The 14,614-nt window shown below is 71.0% G+C and carries 18 protein-coding genes; 15 read left to right on the top strand and 3 right to left on the bottom strand.

Annotated features, from left to right (window positions below; all coding sequences use genetic code 11):
• Nucleotides 1-76: 76 nt before the first annotated feature.
• From RBXJA2T_RS12395 to RBXJA2T_RS12365, 7 genes are all read left to right on the top strand, one after another.
• Entirely contained in the window at nucleotides 77-1,342 is a 1,266-nt protein-coding gene (locus tag RBXJA2T_RS12395) for a polyhydroxyalkanoate depolymerase (protein WP_009857727.1), read from the top strand.
• Nucleotides 1,343-1,349: 7 nt separating this feature from the next.
• A complete protein-coding gene (gene rsxB, locus RBXJA2T_RS12390) occupies nucleotides 1,350-2,009 on the top strand; it encodes an electron transport complex subunit RsxB (RefSeq protein ID WP_009857726.1) in 660 nt (219 codons plus the stop codon).
• A complete protein-coding gene (gene nth / locus RBXJA2T_RS12385) occupies nucleotides 2,009-2,653 on the top strand; it encodes an endonuclease III (RefSeq protein ID WP_009857725.1) in 645 nt (214 codons plus the stop codon). The genes rsxB and nth overlap by 1 nt, the downstream gene beginning before the upstream one ends.
• A gap of 9 nt (nucleotides 2,654-2,662) precedes the next feature.
• The gene (locus tag RBXJA2T_RS12380; RefSeq protein WP_009857724.1) at nucleotides 2,663-2,896 is read left to right on the top strand and encodes a hypothetical protein; all 234 of its coding nucleotides are present in this window, start codon (nucleotides 2,663-2,665) and stop codon (nucleotides 2,894-2,896) included.
• Nucleotides 2,893-3,237: a cell division protein ZapA gene (locus RBXJA2T_RS12375; RefSeq protein ID WP_009857723.1), complete on the top strand. Its 345-nt coding sequence runs from the start codon at nucleotides 2,893-2,895 to the stop codon at nucleotides 3,235-3,237. The genes RBXJA2T_RS12380 and RBXJA2T_RS12375 overlap by 4 nt, the downstream gene beginning before the upstream one ends.
• Nucleotides 3,238-3,506: 269 nt before the next feature.
• A complete protein-coding gene (locus tag RBXJA2T_RS12370; RefSeq protein WP_009857722.1) occupies nucleotides 3,507-3,971 on the top strand; it encodes an EVE domain-containing protein in 465 nt (154 codons plus the stop codon).
• 7 nt (nucleotides 3,972-3,978) lie between these two features.
• Nucleotides 3,979-4,791 (top strand): sulfite exporter TauE/SafE family protein, encoded by an 813-nt coding sequence (locus RBXJA2T_RS12365; protein ID WP_009857721.1) that lies wholly within the window; start codon nucleotides 3,979-3,981, stop codon nucleotides 4,789-4,791.
• Nucleotides 4,792-4,801: 10 nt separating this feature from the next.
• On the opposite strand, the gene RBXJA2T_RS12360 is transcribed toward RBXJA2T_RS12365, so the two are convergent.
• Nucleotides 4,802-5,800, bottom strand: a complete 999-nt coding sequence (locus RBXJA2T_RS12360; protein WP_009857720.1) for a GGDEF domain-containing protein — start codon at nucleotides 5,798-5,800, stop codon at nucleotides 4,802-4,804.
• 278 nt (nucleotides 5,801-6,078) lie between these two features.
• Between RBXJA2T_RS12360 and ybiB the strand changes: the two genes are divergently transcribed.
• The 6 genes from ybiB (at nucleotide 6,079) to RBXJA2T_RS12330 (ending at nucleotide 10,663) form a co-directional block, all read left to right on the top strand.
• Nucleotides 6,079-7,038, top strand: coding sequence for a DNA-binding protein YbiB (gene ybiB, locus RBXJA2T_RS12355; RefSeq protein ID WP_009857719.1), 960 nt, complete (start codon nucleotides 6,079-6,081; stop codon nucleotides 7,036-7,038).
• A gap of 155 nt (nucleotides 7,039-7,193) precedes the next feature.
• Entirely contained in the window at nucleotides 7,194-7,406 is a 213-nt protein-coding gene (gene rpsU, locus RBXJA2T_RS12350; RefSeq protein WP_009857718.1) for a 30S ribosomal protein S21, read from the top strand.
• An 82-nt stretch (nucleotides 7,407-7,488) separates the two neighbouring features.
• Nucleotides 7,489-7,935: a GatB/YqeY domain-containing protein gene (locus tag RBXJA2T_RS12345; RefSeq protein ID WP_009857717.1), complete on the top strand. Its 447-nt coding sequence runs from the start codon at nucleotides 7,489-7,491 to the stop codon at nucleotides 7,933-7,935.
• A gap of 4 nt (nucleotides 7,936-7,939) precedes the next feature.
• The gene (locus RBXJA2T_RS12340; RefSeq protein ID WP_029718867.1) at nucleotides 7,940-8,284 is read left to right on the top strand and encodes a protein tyrosine phosphatase family protein; all 345 of its coding nucleotides are present in this window, start codon (nucleotides 7,940-7,942) and stop codon (nucleotides 8,282-8,284) included.
• 94 nt (nucleotides 8,285-8,378) lie between these two features.
• Nucleotides 8,379-8,972 (top strand): TRAP transporter small permease subunit, encoded by a 594-nt coding sequence (locus RBXJA2T_RS12335; RefSeq protein WP_009857715.1) that lies wholly within the window; start codon nucleotides 8,379-8,381, stop codon nucleotides 8,970-8,972.
• The gene (locus RBXJA2T_RS12330; RefSeq protein ID WP_009857714.1) at nucleotides 8,969-10,663 is read left to right on the top strand and encodes a TRAP transporter large permease; all 1,695 of its coding nucleotides are present in this window, start codon (nucleotides 8,969-8,971) and stop codon (nucleotides 10,661-10,663) included. Before RBXJA2T_RS12335 ends, RBXJA2T_RS12330 begins: the two co-directional genes overlap by 4 nt.
• A gap of 106 nt (nucleotides 10,664-10,769) precedes the next feature.
• On the opposite strand, the gene RBXJA2T_RS12325 is transcribed toward RBXJA2T_RS12330, so the two are convergent.
• Entirely contained in the window at nucleotides 10,770-11,852 is a 1,083-nt protein-coding gene (locus tag RBXJA2T_RS12325) for a TRAP transporter substrate-binding protein (RefSeq protein WP_009857713.1), read from the bottom strand.
• Between the two features lie 125 nt (nucleotides 11,853-11,977).
• Complete coding sequence (gene pmbA, locus RBXJA2T_RS12320; protein ID WP_009857712.1) at nucleotides 11,978-13,357, bottom strand: metalloprotease PmbA; 1,380 nt, start codon at nucleotides 13,355-13,357, stop codon at nucleotides 11,978-11,980.
• Between the two features lie 91 nt (nucleotides 13,358-13,448).
• Between pmbA and yjgA the strand changes: the two genes are divergently transcribed.
• Nucleotides 13,449-14,006, top strand: a complete 558-nt coding sequence (gene yjgA, locus RBXJA2T_RS12315) for a ribosome biogenesis factor YjgA (protein ID WP_009857711.1) — start codon at nucleotides 13,449-13,451, stop codon at nucleotides 14,004-14,006.
• Nucleotides 14,003-14,596 carry a molybdopterin adenylyltransferase gene (gene mog / locus RBXJA2T_RS12310; RefSeq protein ID WP_009857710.1) on the top strand — a complete coding sequence of 198 codons (594 nt, stop codon included), beginning with the start codon at nucleotides 14,003-14,005 and terminating at the stop codon, nucleotides 14,594-14,596. Before yjgA ends, mog begins: the two co-directional genes overlap by 4 nt.
• Nucleotides 14,597-14,614 lie beyond the last annotated feature (18 nt).

Genomic DNA, 14,614 nt, shown 5'->3' with positions numbered 1-14,614 from the left:
CCGGCGCGGCAGGATGCTCGTTGACCGACTACTATTGCTGCACTGCACAATGCAGGCCGCGAGGACGGAGACGAGCATGCTGTATCACCTGTACGAGACGCAGCGCGCGCTGATGGCGCCGTTCGCGGAGTTCGCGGCCGCCACCGCCAAGCTCTACGACCACCCGCTGTCGCCGTTCGCGCACACGCCGATGGCGCAGCGCGTGTCCGCCGGTTTCGACCTGCTGCACCGGCTGGCCAAGGAATACGAGAAGCCCGAGTTCGGCATCACCTCGGCCACCGTCGACGGCGTCGCCGTCGCGGTGCAGGAGCAGGTGGCGCTGGCCAGGCCCTTCTGCCGGCTGCTGCGCTTCAAGCGTTTCAGCGACGACCCGCACGCGCTGGCGCGCATGAAGACGCAGCCGACGGTGCTCGTCGTGGCGCCGCTGTCGGGCCACCACTCGACGCTGCTGCGCGACACCGTCACCAGCCTGCTGCACGACCACAAGGTGTTCATCACCGACTGGACCGACGCGCGCATGGTGCCGGCCGACGAAGGCCCGTTCCATCTCGCCGACTACGTCGCCTACGTGCAGGACTTCATCCGCCTGATCGGCCCGAACGTGCACGTCATCTCGGTCTGCCAGCCGACCGTGCCGGTGCTGGCCGCGGTGTCGCTGCTGGCCAGCGGCGGCGAGGCGACGCCGCGCACGATGACGATGATGGGCGGCCCGATCGACGCCCGCCGCAGCCCGACCGCGGTGAACAACCTGGCGATGAACAAGAGCCACGCCTGGTTCGAGGCCAACGTCATCTACCGCGTGCCGAGCAACTACCCGGGCGCCGGACGCGCCGTCTACCCCGGCTTCCTGCAGCACTCGGGCTTCGTCGCGATGAACCCCGACCGCCACGTCAGCAGCCACTACGACTACTTCCTCGACCTCGTGCGCGGCGACGAGGACAGCGCCGACGCCCACCGCAAGTTCTACGACGAGTACAACGCCGTGCTCGACATGCCGGCCGAGTACTACCTCGACACGATCAAGACCGTGTTCCAGGACTTCGCGCTGGTCAACGGCACCTGGGACGTGCACGGGCAGCGGGTGAGGCCGCAGGACATCACGACGACGGCGCTGCTGACCGTCGAAGGCCAGCTCGACGACATCTCCGGCGCCGGCCAGACGCGTGCCGCGCACGACCTGTGCTCGGGCATCCCGCGCACGCGCCAGTTCCACTACGACGTCGAAGGCGCCGGCCACTACGGCATCTTCTCGGGCCGACGCTGGCGCGAGAAGGTCTACCCGGAGGTGCGCGGTTTCATCGCCCGCTTCGACAAGCCGGCACCGCGCGCGGCCGCCCGATAATCGGGCGGTGACCGCCGCCCTCGCCGACCGACTCGACGCCGCCCTGCCGCAGACGCAGTGCACGCGCTGCGGCTACGCCGACTGCCGCACGTACGCCGAGGCGCTGGCCGCCGGCAGCGCCACCCTCGACCGCTGCCCGCCTGGCGGCGCCGAAGGTGTCGCGCGGCTGGCCGCGCTGCTGGGCGTCGAAGCCCGCCCGCTCGACCCGGCGCACGGCGCCGAAGGCCCGCGCGGCCTGGCCGTCGTCGACGAGAGCTGGTGCATCGGCTGCACGCTGTGCCTCAAGGCCTGCCCTGTGGACTGCATCGTCGGTGCGAACAAGCGCATGCACACCGTCATCGACGCACTGTGCACCGGCTGCGGTCTGTGCCTGCCCGCCTGCCCGGTCGACTGCATCACGATGGTCGAAGCCACGCCCGGCGCCAGCGGCTGGGCCGCCTGGAGCGCCGCCCAGGCCGACGAGGCCCGCGCCCGCTACAACGCCCGGCGCACGCGGCTGGAACGTGAGAAGCGCGAGAACGACGAGCGCCTGGCCGCCAAGGCCGCGGCCAAACTCGCCGACCTGCCGAACCAGACCCGGCTCACCGACCCGGCGGCGATCGACCGCAAACGTGCCGTCATCGAAGCCGCGCTGGCGCGTGCACGCGCCCGGCGCCAGGAAGCCTGATGCACGACGACGCGATCGAGCCCTTCTTCGCGACGCTGGCCGCGGCCAACCCGTCGCCGCAGACCGAGCTCGAGTTCACCAGCGTCTTCGAGCTGCTGTGCGCGGTGCTGCTGTCGGCGCAAGCCACCGACGTCGGCGTCAACAAGGCGACGAAGCGCCTGTTCGCGCGGGCGCCGACACCGCAGCGTTTGCTGGATCTGGGGCTGGACCAGGTCACCGAGTCGATCCGAACGATCGGCCTGTTCCGCACCAAGGCGAAGAACCTGATCCAGACCTGCCGCATCCTCGTCGAGCAGCACGGCGGCGAGGTGCCGCGCTCGCGCGAGGCGCTGGAGGCGCTGCCGGGCGTCGGCCGCAAGACGGCGAACGTCGTGCTCAACGTCGCCTTCGGCGAGCCGACGATGGCCGTGGACACGCACATCTTCCGCGTCGCCAACCGCACCGGGCTGGCGCCGGGCAAGACCCCGCTGGCCGTCGAGCTGAAGCTGCTGGAACGCGTGCCGCCGAAGTACGCCGTCGACGCGCACCACTGGCTGATCCTGCACGGCCGCTACGTCTGCCAGGCGCGGCGGCCGCAGTGCGAACGCTGCGCGGTGCACCGCTGGTGCGACAGCGCTGCTTCTACAATGCCCGCGGAGGGATAGGCGTCGAAGATGGGCAACCTGCAGGATCTGAGCGAGCGCGTCGACCGTCTCGTGTTGCGGCACGAGGAACTCAAGCGCTCCAACGCGCTGCTCGAGGCCCGGCTGGCCGCGGTGACCGCCGAGCGCGACAGCCTCGTGTCGCGGCTGGCCGCGGCACGCGCGCGCATCGACGCGCTGATCGAGCGCCTGCCGGCCACGCCGCCGGCGGCACCTGCAGCGCCGGCGCCCGGAGAAGGCGCATGAAGCAGGTCGAAGTCACGATCCTCGGCCAGGGTTACATCCTCGGCTGTCCCGAAGGCGGCGAGGCGCTGCTCGCCGCCGCCGTCGCCGCGGTCGACCGCGAGATGAGCGCGATCCGCGACGCCGGCAAGGTCAAGGCGCGCGAACGCATCGCCGTGCTCGCGGCCCTCAACCTGGCCTACCAGATCGCCGAACGCGGCAACGCAGCGGCGCCCGCCCCGGCTCCGGCACCCGCGCCGCAACCGGAAGCCGCCACGGCGACGTCCGCGGCCGACACCGAGGCGATCGACGCCCTGGTGCGCCGCCTCGACGCGGCACTGGGTGAAGACGGGCATCTTCTGTAGCCCTTTTCGCCTTCGGGCCGCGAGTCGGCCGACTAGAATGGCAGCGTCCGTCGCGCGTGCGCGGGTCTAGATTTCCTCGATCCGATGGTCTTTGACCATGGGCTTGGAACATCGCCTCGCTGGTGTGAACGTCTCGCGTCAGATGAGCCCGAAGCTTGGCTGACCTCGCCCACCTGAACGTTCCCCATGGGTTCTTCAGGAATGCGACCCCCGAGCGCGCGGCGGACACCCTTCCCGATTTTCCCGATCTCCCCGCGACGGTCCCTCGCATGGCGCGCCACTGGCTGATGAAGAGCGAGCCCGACGAGGTCTCGATCGACGACCTCGCCGCCGCGCCCGGCCGGCATCTGCCCTGGACCGGCGTGCGCAACTACCAGGCGCGCAACTTCATGCGCGACGCGATGCGCCCGGGCGACGACGTGCTCTTCTATCACTCGTCCTGCGCCGAACCGGGCATCGCCGGACTGGCGCGCGTGAGCGGCCCCGCGGTGCCCGACGAGACCCAGTTCGACCCGGCGAGCCCGTATCACGACCCGAAAAGCACGCGCGACCAACCGCGCTGGCTGCAGGTCGAGGTCGAACTGGTGCGCAAGACGCGGCTCTTGAGCCTGCGCGAGATGCGCCAGGCGCCCGAACTGGCGACGATGCGCGTGCTGCAGCCGGGCAACCGGCTGTCGATCACCGAGGTCGACGACGCCGAATGGGCCGCCGTGCTGGCCCGGCTCGAACGCTGACGCCGGCGTGGACTTCGGCGTCCTGCTCGTCGCCGAGCTGATCGCGCTCGGCATCGCCACCGGCTTCGTCGCCGGGCTGCTGGGTGTCGGCGGTGGCATGACGATGGTGCCCTTCCTGACCGCCATCCTGTCGCACCGCGGCGTCGAGGCTGGCCTGGCGGTGAAGATGGCGATCGCGACCTCGATGGCGACCATCGTCTTCACCTCGCTGTCGAGCATGCGCGCCCACCACCGCCACGGCGCGGTGCGCTGGGACTACGTGCGCGGCATCGCGCCGGGCATCGTGCTCGGCGGCCTGGTCTCGGGCGCCGGCGTCTTCGCGCTGGCCAAGGGCCGCGGGCTGGCGCTGTTCTTCGCCGTCTTCATCGGTTTCTCGGCGCTGCAGATGCTGCGCGGCAAGCAGCCGCGGCCGACGCGCACGATGCCCGGCGCGGCGGGTCAGGCAGCGGTCGGCTCGGGCATCGGGCTGGTGTCCGGGCTGCTGGGCGCCGGCGGCGGCTTTCTGTCGGTGCCGTTCATGAGCTGGTGCAACGTGCCGCTGCGCCAGGCGATCGCGACCAGCGCCGCGCTCGGTTTCCCGATCGCGCTGGCCAACGTCGCCGGCTACCTGATCGCCGGGCGCGACCTGCCGCCGGCGCTGCCCGGCGCCTTCGGCTACCTGTATCTGCCGGCGCTGGCGATCGTCTCGGTGGCCAGCGTGACGCTGGCGCCGCTGGGCGCACGCGCGGCGCAGCGCATGGACCAGCGCCGGCTGCGGCGCATCTTCGCGCTGATGCTGTTCGCGCTCGCGGCGTACATGGCCACGCGGGCCTTCGCCTGAGGCCGCGCGCTCAGCGCGGCTCGAACGGGATCGCCGCCAGCGTGACGTGGTTGCCGCCGCGGCGGCGCGCCTCGGCGATGGCGGTCTCGCAGGCCGACAGCAGCTCGTCGCGGCTGTGCGCGGTGTGCGGGAAGCTGGCCACCCCCATCGACACGGTGAAGGACATCTCGCGGCCGTCGAGCACGACGATCTGCGCCGCGCACTGGCGGCGGATGCCTTCCATGCGCGAGTGCGCGGTCGCCAGGCCGACGCCCGACAGCAGCACCGCGAAGCGCCGGTCGTCGAGCCGGCAGGAGGCGTCCATCGCCCGCGTGCCGCTGCGCAGCAGCCGGCCCAGGGCCTCGAGGATGCGCTTGTGCGCGGCCTCGCCGAGCGCACGCACCGGGTCGGACAGCGGATCGAGCTCGATGAAGACGATCGAGAACTCGCGGTGCTCGCGCGTGGACAGGTCGACCTCGCGGCGCAGCTGGTCCTCGAAATGGGCGCGGGTGTACAGGCCCGAGGCCGGGTCGCGCAGCGCCTGGTCGGCGAGCTCGCGGCGCAGCGACTCGTTGGCCTTCTGCAGCTGCTCGATCTGCGCCAGCGCGGTGGCCAGCTGCGCCTGCTGCTGATGCAGCGGCGCCAGGTCGATCCACAGGCTGGCGATGCGCCGCTGGCCGTCGCGCTCGTCGACGACACGCAGCACCGAGAAGTCGTGGCGGCGGCCGTCGCGCTCGATGCGGTGCTCGCTGCTGAACGGCGCGCCATGCATCAGGGCCGACTGGTCGGCGGCACGCAAGGCGCCGACGACCGGCGCGTCGAACAGTTCGGCGTCGGTGTGGCCGATCACCGCCTGGGCTTCGCGACCGAGGAAGCGCAGCAGCGCGTCGTTGGCGTACTCGTATCGGCCGCTCGCCGCATCCTTGATGCCGGCCAGCGCACCCTCACGCTGCATCCAGGCGTCCAGCAGCAAGGCCAGCGCCGCGGGCACGCGGGCGTCGGCAAGGCCGGCATCGATCACATCGGACATGGGCAAATGGAGGTTGGACGGTGATTGCAGGTCGCAGACACAAAAAGCGCGCGACAAGCAAAGCACCAATTCTGGCGCAAGCGGACCCCTAGCTTGAGCGTCGGCCCCCCCGGACAGGGCAGTCAGGCCGACACCCCCTGGCACCGGAGCGAGGTGCCCCCGTGTCGGGCCGGATTGCCGCGGCGTTCCGGCGGGTCCCCAATCCGCTCGATGACGCCCGGGTTCCGCGCCGAAATCGGTCCGGAACTTGCGAAACCGACTTAGGGAGACACCAGACCATGGGCATCGCGGGCTATCTGAAGGAGATCGGACGTGGCGCTGCCGGCGCGCGTTCGCTGTCGGCCGACGCCGCCGAGGCGCTGATGGGCGCGGTGCTGGACGGCGAGGCGTCCGACCTGGAGATCGGCGCCTTCGCGCTGGCGATGCGCATGAAGGGCGAGACGCTCGACGAGCTGGTCGGCTTCCTGGCGGCGGCCCAGGCCCGGCTGACGAGCTTCCACGCCGACGGGCCGGTCGTCGTGATCCCCAGCTACAACGGCGCCAGGCGCCTGCCCAACCTGACGCCGCTGCTGGCGATGACGCTGGCCCAGGAAGGCGCGCGCGTGCTCGTGCATGGCGTCGGCCACGATCCGGCGCGCGTGACGACGGCGACGATCTTCCACGACCTGGGCATGCCGGTCGCCCAGGACGAGGGCGACGTGCACGCCTTCTGGGCGCGGCACGAGCCCGCCTACGTCGCCACGGCGACGCTGAGCCCGGCGCTGCAGCGCCTGCTGGACGTGCGCTGGAGCGTCGGCCTGCGCAACAGCGGCCACACGATCGCCAAGATGCTCAACCCCTGCACCGGCGCGCGCGTGCTGCGCCTGGCGAGTTTCACGCACCCCGAGTTCGGGGCGCTGCTGGGCGCCTGGGCACAGCGCGAGCGTGTCGACGTGATGCTGCTGCGCGGCACCGAAGGCGAGGCGGCAGCCGACCCGCGCCGGCAGCCGCGCATGGAGACCTGGATCGGCGGCCAGCTGCGCAGCGAATGGTCGCTGCCGGCGCACGAGGGCGTGGTGACCGAGCTGCCGGTGCTGCCGCGCGAGATCGACGCCGCGACCACCGCGCTGTACATCCAGTCGGTGCTCAGCGGCGAGAAGCCGGCCCCGGCGCCGCTGGCCCGGCAGGTGGCCTGCATCCTCGGCGCGCTCGACGAGCTGCAGGAGCCGCGCCTCGCGCGCGAGGCCGCCGGCGCTTGAGGCCCGCGTCATCACCAGCTTGGCAAGCGCCGCCAGAACAGGCTAGAATCGCGCGCTTTGCTGGCAAACACCTAGCGTGTCGATCTCGGTTCGCCTGGGTCAGCCCAGAACCGCCGAGACACCGAGCGCACACACCACACGGGATCCCTGCTTACATGACCACCATCCGCGTCAAAGAGAACGAGCCGTTCGACGTTGCCCTGCGCCGCTTCAAGCGCACCATCGAAAAGATCGGTCTGCTGACCGAACTGCGCGCGCGCGAGTTCTACGAGAAGCCCACGGCCGAGCGCAAGCGCAAGAAGGCCGCCGCGGTGAAGCGTCATTTCAAGCGCGTGCGCAGCATGCAGCTGCCGAAGAAGCTCTACTAAGAGCTTCGGCCGCGCGCCACAACGAACAGCCCGCGCGGGACGCCGCAGCGGGCTTTTCCTTTTTGTCCGACGAAAGAAGACGATGAGCCTGAAGGAACGGATCAGCGAAGACATGAAGGCCGCGATGCGGGCCAAGGACAGCGAACGCCTGTCGACGATCCGCATGCTGCAGGCGGCGATCAAGCAGCGCGAGGTCGACGAGCGCGTGGTGCTGGACGATGCTGCCGTCATCGCCATCGTCGACAAGCTGATCAAGCAGCGCAAGGACTCGGTCGTCGCCTTCGAGCAGGGCGGCCGGCCGGACCTCGTGGCCAAGGAGAGCGCCGAGATCACGGTGCTCGAGGCCTACGTGCCGCAGCGCCTGTCGGCCGAGCAGATCGGCGCCGAGATCGCGGCGCTGGTGGCCGAGCTCGGCGCCGCCGGCCCCGGCGACATGGGCCGCGTGATGGCCGCTGCCAAGACCCGTCTCGCGGGGAAGGCGGAAATGGCGCTGGTGTCCGCCGCGGTCAAGCAGGCTCTGGCAAAGTAGGGGCATGAACGCCCCAGCCCTGCGCGCGATCGCCCCAGACGTCTACGTCGCTCCCCAACTCCCCCCGGAAGCGATGGCCGAGGCGGCCCGCGCCGGGTTCCGCAGCGTCATCAACAACCGGCCCGACCACGAGCACGGGCCCGGTCAACCCACCAGCGCGGAGATCGAGACCGCGGCCCGCGCGGCGGGGTTGGAGTACCGGCACCTGCCGGTCGCCGGCGGCTACCAGTCGCCCGAAGAGATCGCGGCCTGCGCCGCGCTGCTGCGCGAACTGCCGCGGCCGCTGCTGATGTTCTGCCGCTCCGGCAGCCGCTCGGCAAGGCTGTACCAGCTGGCCACGGCCGGCTGAGCGCGGCCGCACCCGGCCGCACCCGCCACCGGCATCCCCGGGCGTCCGCCTCGCCGGACGCGAGCGGCGGCGAGCGCCCGCCACTGGAGACAACGTGTCCGCCCTACTCCGCCTCTCAAGGCTCATCGACGCGATCAACGAGTTCGTCGGCCGCCACCTCGCCTGGCTCGTGCTGGTGATGGTGCTGATCAGCGCCACCAACGCCGTCGCGCGCAAGGCCTTCGCCGTCAGCTCGAACGCCTTCCTCGAGATCCAGTGGTACCTGTTCGCCGCGGTGTTCCTGCTTGCCGCGGGCTACACGATGCTGCGCCAGGAGCACGTGCGCATCGACGTCGTGCTCGGCCGCTTCCAGCGCCGCACGCAGGTCGTGGTCGAGGCGGTCTGCATCGTGCTGTTCCTGATGCCCTTCGGCCTGCTCGTCATCGACCTGGTGCTGCCGCTGGTCATCAAGGCCTACGAGACCGGCGAGATGTCGTCCAACGCCGGCGGCCTGATCCGCTGGCCGGTCTACGCGCTGGTGCCTGCCGGCTTCACGCTGCTGCTGCTGCAGGGCGTGTCCGAGTTCATCAAGCGCATCGCCTTCCTGCGCGGGCTGGCCGATGACCCGGGCCGGCGCGGCAAGAGCCGCAGCGACGAGGAGGAACTGGCCGCCTTCCTGCGCCAGCAGGCCGATGGAGCGAAGAAGTGATCGAGTTCCTCTCGGCCAACATGGCCCCGATCATGTTCGCGGGCCTGGTGCTGTTCCTGCTGGCAGGCTACTCGGTCGCGTTCTCGCTGGCTGCCTGCGGGCTGGCCTTCGGCTTCATCGGCATCGAGCTCGGCCTGCTGCCGTCGTCGCTGATGCAGGCGCTGCCGCTGCGCATATTCGGCATCCTGCAAAACGACACGCTGCTGGCGGTGCCGTTCTTCACCTTCATGGGGCTGATCCTCGAGCGCTCGGGCATGGCCGAGGACCTGCTCGACACCATCGGCCAGCTGTTCGGGCCGATCCGCGGCGGCCTGGCCTTCGCGGTGATCCTCGTCGGCGCGATGCTCGCGGCGACCACCGGCGTCGTCGCCGCGTCGGTGATCTCGATGGGGCTGATCTCGCTGCCGATCATGCTGCGCTACGGCTACGACCGGCGCGTGGCCAGCGGCGTCATCGCCGCGTCGGGCACGCTGGCGCAGATCATCCCGCCGTCGCTGGTGCTGATCATCATGGCCGACCAGCTCGGCCGCAGCGTCGGCGACATGTACAAGGGCGCCTTCATCCCCGGCTTCCTGCTCACCGGGCTGTACGTGCTCTACGTCGTCGGCATCGCCTTCCTGCGGCCGGCCGCCGTGCCGGCGCTGCCGCCCGAGGCGCGCACGATCCGCGAGGACGACGGCCGCTCCGGGCTGCGCTCGCTGGGCGTGCTGGCGCTGGTCTCGCTGGCCGCGGCGCTGGCCTTCGCCCACACCCGCCCCGACAGCATGCCGACCGACGAGCTGATCGTGCTGTCGATGTCGGTCGGCGTCGGCACCGCCTTCGTGCTGGCGGTGCTCAACCGCGTCGTGCGCGCGCGGCTGCTGTCGCAGATGGCCGAGCGCGTGACCTTCGTGCTGATCCCGCCGCTGGCGCTGATCTTCCTGGTGCTGGGCACGATCTTCCTGGGCATCGCCACGCCGACCGAAGGCGGCGCGATGGGCGCCGTCGGCGCGCTGGCGATGGCGGTGGTGCGCCGGCGGCTGTCGCTGCCGCTGCTGCGCCAGGCGATGGACACGACGATGAAGCTCTCGTGCTTCGTCATGTTCATCCTGATCGGCTCGACGGTCTTCAGCCTGACCTTCCAGGGCGTCGAGGGCCCGCACTGGGTGGAGAAGCTGCTCACCGGCCTGCCGGGCGGCCAGACCGGCTTCCTGATCGCGGTGAACGTGCTGATCTTCGTGCTCGCGTTCTTCCTCGACTACTTCGAGCTCGCGTTCATCGTCGTGCCGCTGCTGGCGCCGGTGGCCGACAAGCTGGGCATCGACCTCGTCTGGCTGGGCGTGCTGCTGGCGCTGAACATGCAGACCTCGTTCATGCACCCGCCGTTCGGTTTCGCGCTGTTCTACCTGCGCAGCGTGGCGCCGGCCGAGGACTACGTCGACCGGCCGACCGGCCGGCGCATCGGCCGCGTGACCACGGGCCAGATCTACCGCGGCGCGATCCCGTTCGTGATCATCCAGATCATCATGGTGGCGCTGGTCATCGCCTTCCCGAACCTGGTCTCCGGCGGGCTGGACAAGAAGGCCGCGCTGGACACCAGCGGCGTCGTCATCGAGGCCCAGCCGCCGGCCGAGGACCGCGACCAGAGCACCGAGAACCTGGACGAGCTGTTCGGCGCACCGCCGGCCAGCGCGCCGGGGCAACAAGAATGAAAGGGGTCAGGTCCCACAGTGAAAAGGGGTCAGGTCCCACGGGACCTGACCCCTTGCATCCTGGCCGCCGGAGCGTGGGCGCGACGCCCTGCCCCGGCCTCGCGCGTCAGACCTTCTGCGACTGCATGTAGCTGTCGAAGCCGGCCTCGGCGAAGCGGTACCAGAGGTTCTGCTCGCTGCGGAACTTGGAGAAGTCGGTGTAGACCTTCTTCCAGGCCGGGTTCTTGGCCGAGATCTCGGCGTACAGCGCCATCGCCTGCTTGAAGGCCTCGTCCATCGTGTCCTTCGGGAAGCGGAACAGCTTGGTGCCGCCGGCCACCAGCTGGCGCAGCGCGTTCGGGTTGCGCGCGTCGTACCGGGCCTGCATGTCGACGTGGGCCTCGGAGGCCGCCGCCTGGATCATCGCCTTGTACTCGGCCGGCAGGCCGCCGAAGGCCTTGGTGTTGATGAAGAAGTCCAGCTGCGGGCCGCCTTCCCACCAGGCCGGGTAGGCGTAGTGCGGCGCGACCTTGTTGAAGCCCAGCTTCAGGTCGTCGTAGGGGCCGACCCACTCGGCGGCGTCGATCGTGCCCTTCTCCAGCGCCTGGTAGATCTCGGCGCCGGGCAGCGCCTGCACGACGACGCCCAGGCGCTCCATCACCTGGCCGGTGACGCCCACGGTGCGCAGGCGCAGGCCCTTCAGGTCGGCCAGCTTGGTGATCGGCTTGCGGAACCAGCCGCCCATCTGGGCGCCGGTGTTGCCGCCGGGGAAGCTGATGATGTTGTAGTTGGCGTAGAACTCGCGCATCAGCGTCAGGCCGTTGCCCTGGTACATCCAGGCGGTCATCTGGCGCGAGTTCAGGCCGAACGGGATCGCCGTGCCGAGCGCGAAGGTGATGTCCTTGCCGACGAAGTAGTACGGCGCCGTGTGCGCCATCTCGACGGTGCCGTTCTGCACGCCGTCGACGACGCCGAACGCGGGCATCAGCTCGCCGCCGGCATGCACCGAGATCTGGAACTTGCCGCCCGACATCTCGCCGACGCGCTTGGCGAACAGTTCGGCGGCACCGAAGATGGTGTCGAGCGACTTCGGGAAGCTCGACGCCAGGCGCCAGCGGATCGTGCTCTGCGCGTGAACGATGGCCGGCGCGGTGCCGGCGGCGAGCACGCCGGCCAGGCCGGCGCCTCGGACGAAGGAACGACGTTCCATGAAAGTGTCTCCTGATCCCGACAGCGGTGAGAGGTTCGGGTGCGCAGGATTCTAGGCAGCACCCCCCTGGGTCTCCGAGGGGTTTTCCCGTTCGGCAGCGCGCGCCGTGCGGCGGCGCAACAGCGTCAGGCGCCGGCCAGCTTCATGCGGTCCAGCAGCACCGAGCCGACCGACTTGCTGCCCTGCTCGTAGACGTCCGAGCCGATGGCGACGATGCCGGCGAGCATCTCGCGCAGGTTGCCGGCGATCGTCACCTCGTGCACCGGGAAGGCGATGCGGCCGTCCTCGACCCAGAAGCCGGCAGCGCCGCGCGAGTAGTCGCCGGTGACGTAGTTGACGCCCTGGCCCATCAGCTCGGTGACGAACAGGCCGCGGCCCAGGCGGCGCAGCATCGTGTCGAGGTCGTCGCCGGGCTGCGTCAGCCGGCTGCTCATCGCCAGGTTGTGCGAGCCGCCGGCGTTGCCGGTGGTGCGCAGGCCCAGCTTGCGCGCCGAGTAGCTCGACAGGAAGTAACCCTGCACGACGCCGGCGTCGACGACGCGGCGGCCGGTGGTGCGCACGCCTTCGTCGTCGAAGGGCGCGCTGCCCTTGCCCTTGGCGGCGTGCGGGTCCTCGACGATGTCGACGTGCGCCGGCAGCACCTTCTCGCCCAGGCAGCCGTGCAGGAAGCTGGCCTTGCGGTACAGCGCGCCGCCCGAGGTGGCCTGCACGTAGGCCCCCAGCAGGCCGGCGGCGACCGCCGACTCGAACAGCACCGGCACCTCGGCGGTGGCGACGCGGCGCGACTTCAGCCGCGACAGCGCGCGTTCGGCGGCGTAGCGGCCGACGGCCTCGGGCGAGGCCAGCTCGGCGGCGTTGCGCATCGAGCTGTACCAGGCGTCGCGCTGCATGTCGTGGCGACGGCCCGGCAGCGAGGCGATCGGCGCCACCGACAGGTAGTGGCGCGAACTCGCGTAGCCGCCGCGGAAGCCGCGCGTGTTGCCGGCCCAGAAGTGCGACTGCTGCGCCGAGACGCCGGCGCCCTCGGAGTTGGTGATGCGGCGGTCGACGGCGAAGGCCGCGGCCTCGCAGCGCCGCGCCAGCTCGGCGGCGCCGGCAGCGTCGATGTCCCAGGGGTGGAACAGGTCGAGGTCGCGCGCGGCCTCGTCGGCGGTGGCCAGATCCTGCTCGTCGGGCAGGCCGGCGACCGGGTCCTCGGCGGTGAAGCGGGCGATGTCGTAAGCCGCCTGCACGGTGCGCGAGATCGCCGCGGGCGAGAAGTCGGAGGTGCTGGCGTTGCCGCGGCGGTGGCCGAGGTAGACGCTGACGCCCAGCGACTTGTCCTGGTTGCGCTCGACGTTCTCGAGCTCGCCCATGCGCACCGACACCGACAGGCCCACGCCTTCGGAGACCTCGACGCCGGCGTCGCTGGCCCCGAGCTTCTTCGCCTGGGCGAGAACGTCGTCGACGATCTGCTGGAACTGGTCGCGGCGGTAGGCGAAGCCGGGGGCGCTGGAGGTCGTCATCGTGGGGAGGAACGGGCCGGAACCGGCTCGGAAAGCGGAGAAAGGAGGCGCCCGACTATGATACCGGCCCGCTTCCAAGACCCTGTCCGCGATGACCCGACGCGCAGCACCGCACCGCGGCCTCGAACTCCCCTACGGCGGCGGCACCGACGCCGACGACGACCGCCCCAGCAAGACCCAGCTCAAGCAGAAGTCGCACGAGCTGCAGACCCTCGGCGAGCAGGTCGCCGCGCTGTCCGACGAGCGCCTGGCCGCCGTCGAGATGCCCGAAGCCTTGCGCGACGCGATCGAGGAGTACCGCCGCACGCGCTCGCACGAGGGGCGGCGCCGCCAGATGCAGTACATCGGCAAGCTGATGCGCTCGGCCGACGAGGAGGTGCTGCGCGAGGCCGTCGCCGCCGCCGCGCTGGGCTCGGCGCGCGAGACGCTGAAGCTGCACGAGGCCGAACGCTGGCGCGCCGAGCTGATCGCCGACGACGCGGCGCTCGACCGCTGGGTTCAGGCCCACCCCGAGACCGACGTGCAGCGTCTGCGCAGCCTGGTGCGCGCCGCGCGCCGCGACGCCGCGGCCAGCGTCGAGCAGCGCCAGACGAAGAACTTCCGCGAGCTGTTCCAGTTCCTCAAACCCTTCATCGAGATCCCGGCATGAGCGCTCAGGACAGCGTGCGCATCGGCCTGGTCTCGATCAGCGACCGGGCCTCGTCCGGCGTCTACGAGGACAAGGGCCTGCCGGCGCTGCGCGCCTGGCTGTCGGCGGCGCTGCGCAACCCGGTCGAGTGGGAGGAGCGGCTGATCCCCGACGAACGGCCGCTGATCGCCGCGACGCTGCGTGAACTGGTCGACGAACGCGGCTGCGCTCTGGTGCTGACCACCGGCGGCACCGGCCCGGCGCCGCGCGACGTGACGCCCGAGGCGACACTCGACGTCGCCGAGCGCGAGCTGCCCGGCTTCGGCGAGCAGATGCGCCAGATCAGCCTGGCCTTCGTGCCGACGGCGATCCTGTCGCGCCAGACGGCGGTGGTGCGCGGCCGGGCGCTGATCCTCAACCTGCCGGGCCAGCCCAAGGCGATCGCCGAGACGCTGGAAGGCCTGCCGCAGGCCACGCCGCCAGTGCGCGGCATCTTCGCCGCGGTGCCCTACTGCATCGACCTGATCGGCGGGCCGTACCTCGAGACGGACCCGGCGCGCTGCGCGGCCTTCCGGCCGAAGTCGGCGCAGCGGCCGGCTTCAGACAGCTGAACGACTGGAGACCGGAAG

It is taken from the genome of Rubrivivax benzoatilyticus JA2 = ATCC BAA-35, assembly GCF_000190375.1.
Classification (GTDB): Bacteria; Pseudomonadota; Gammaproteobacteria; order Burkholderiales; family Burkholderiaceae_C; genus Rubrivivax; species Rubrivivax benzoatilyticus.
The sequence above is the reverse complement of the archived record's forward strand: the minus strand, read 5'-3'. Positions and strand labels throughout refer to the sequence as shown.

What these genes read in the sequence shown, in the direction of transcription:
- RBXJA2T_RS12395 (WP_009857727.1), top strand. Translation starts at nt 77, where the DNA reads ATGCTGTATCACCTGTACGAGACGCAGCGCGCGCTGATGGCGCCGTTC.
- nth (WP_009857725.1), top strand. Translation starts at nt 2,009, where the DNA reads ATGCACGACGACGCGATCGAGCCCTTCTTCGCGACGCTGGCCGCGGCC.
- RBXJA2T_RS12380 (WP_009857724.1), top strand. Translation starts at nt 2,663, where the DNA reads ATGGGCAACCTGCAGGATCTGAGCGAGCGCGTCGACCGTCTCGTGTTG.
- RBXJA2T_RS12375 (WP_009857723.1), top strand. Translation starts at nt 2,893, where the DNA reads ATGAAGCAGGTCGAAGTCACGATCCTCGGCCAGGGTTACATCCTCGGC.
- RBXJA2T_RS12370 (WP_009857722.1), top strand. Translation starts at nt 3,507, where the DNA reads ATGGCGCGCCACTGGCTGATGAAGAGCGAGCCCGACGAGGTCTCGATC.
- RBXJA2T_RS12360 (WP_009857720.1), bottom strand. Translation starts at nt 5,800, where the DNA reads ATGTCCGATGTGATCGATGCCGGCCTTGCCGACGCCCGCGTGCCCGCG.
- ybiB (WP_009857719.1), top strand. Translation starts at nt 6,079, where the DNA reads ATGGGCATCGCGGGCTATCTGAAGGAGATCGGACGTGGCGCTGCCGGC.
- rpsU (WP_009857718.1), top strand. Translation starts at nt 7,194, where the DNA reads ATGACCACCATCCGCGTCAAAGAGAACGAGCCGTTCGACGTTGCCCTG.
- RBXJA2T_RS12345 (WP_009857717.1), top strand. Translation starts at nt 7,489, where the DNA reads ATGAGCCTGAAGGAACGGATCAGCGAAGACATGAAGGCCGCGATGCGG.
- RBXJA2T_RS12340 (WP_029718867.1), top strand. Translation starts at nt 7,940, where the DNA reads ATGAACGCCCCAGCCCTGCGCGCGATCGCCCCAGACGTCTACGTCGCT.
- RBXJA2T_RS12325 (WP_009857713.1), bottom strand. Translation starts at nt 11,852, where the DNA reads ATGGAACGTCGTTCCTTCGTCCGAGGCGCCGGCCTGGCCGGCGTGCTC.
- pmbA (WP_009857712.1), bottom strand. Translation starts at nt 13,357, where the DNA reads ATGACGACCTCCAGCGCCCCCGGCTTCGCCTACCGCCGCGACCAGTTC.
- yjgA (WP_009857711.1), top strand. Translation starts at nt 13,449, where the DNA reads ATGACCCGACGCGCAGCACCGCACCGCGGCCTCGAACTCCCCTACGGC.
- mog (WP_009857710.1), top strand. Translation starts at nt 14,003, where the DNA reads ATGAGCGCTCAGGACAGCGTGCGCATCGGCCTGGTCTCGATCAGCGAC.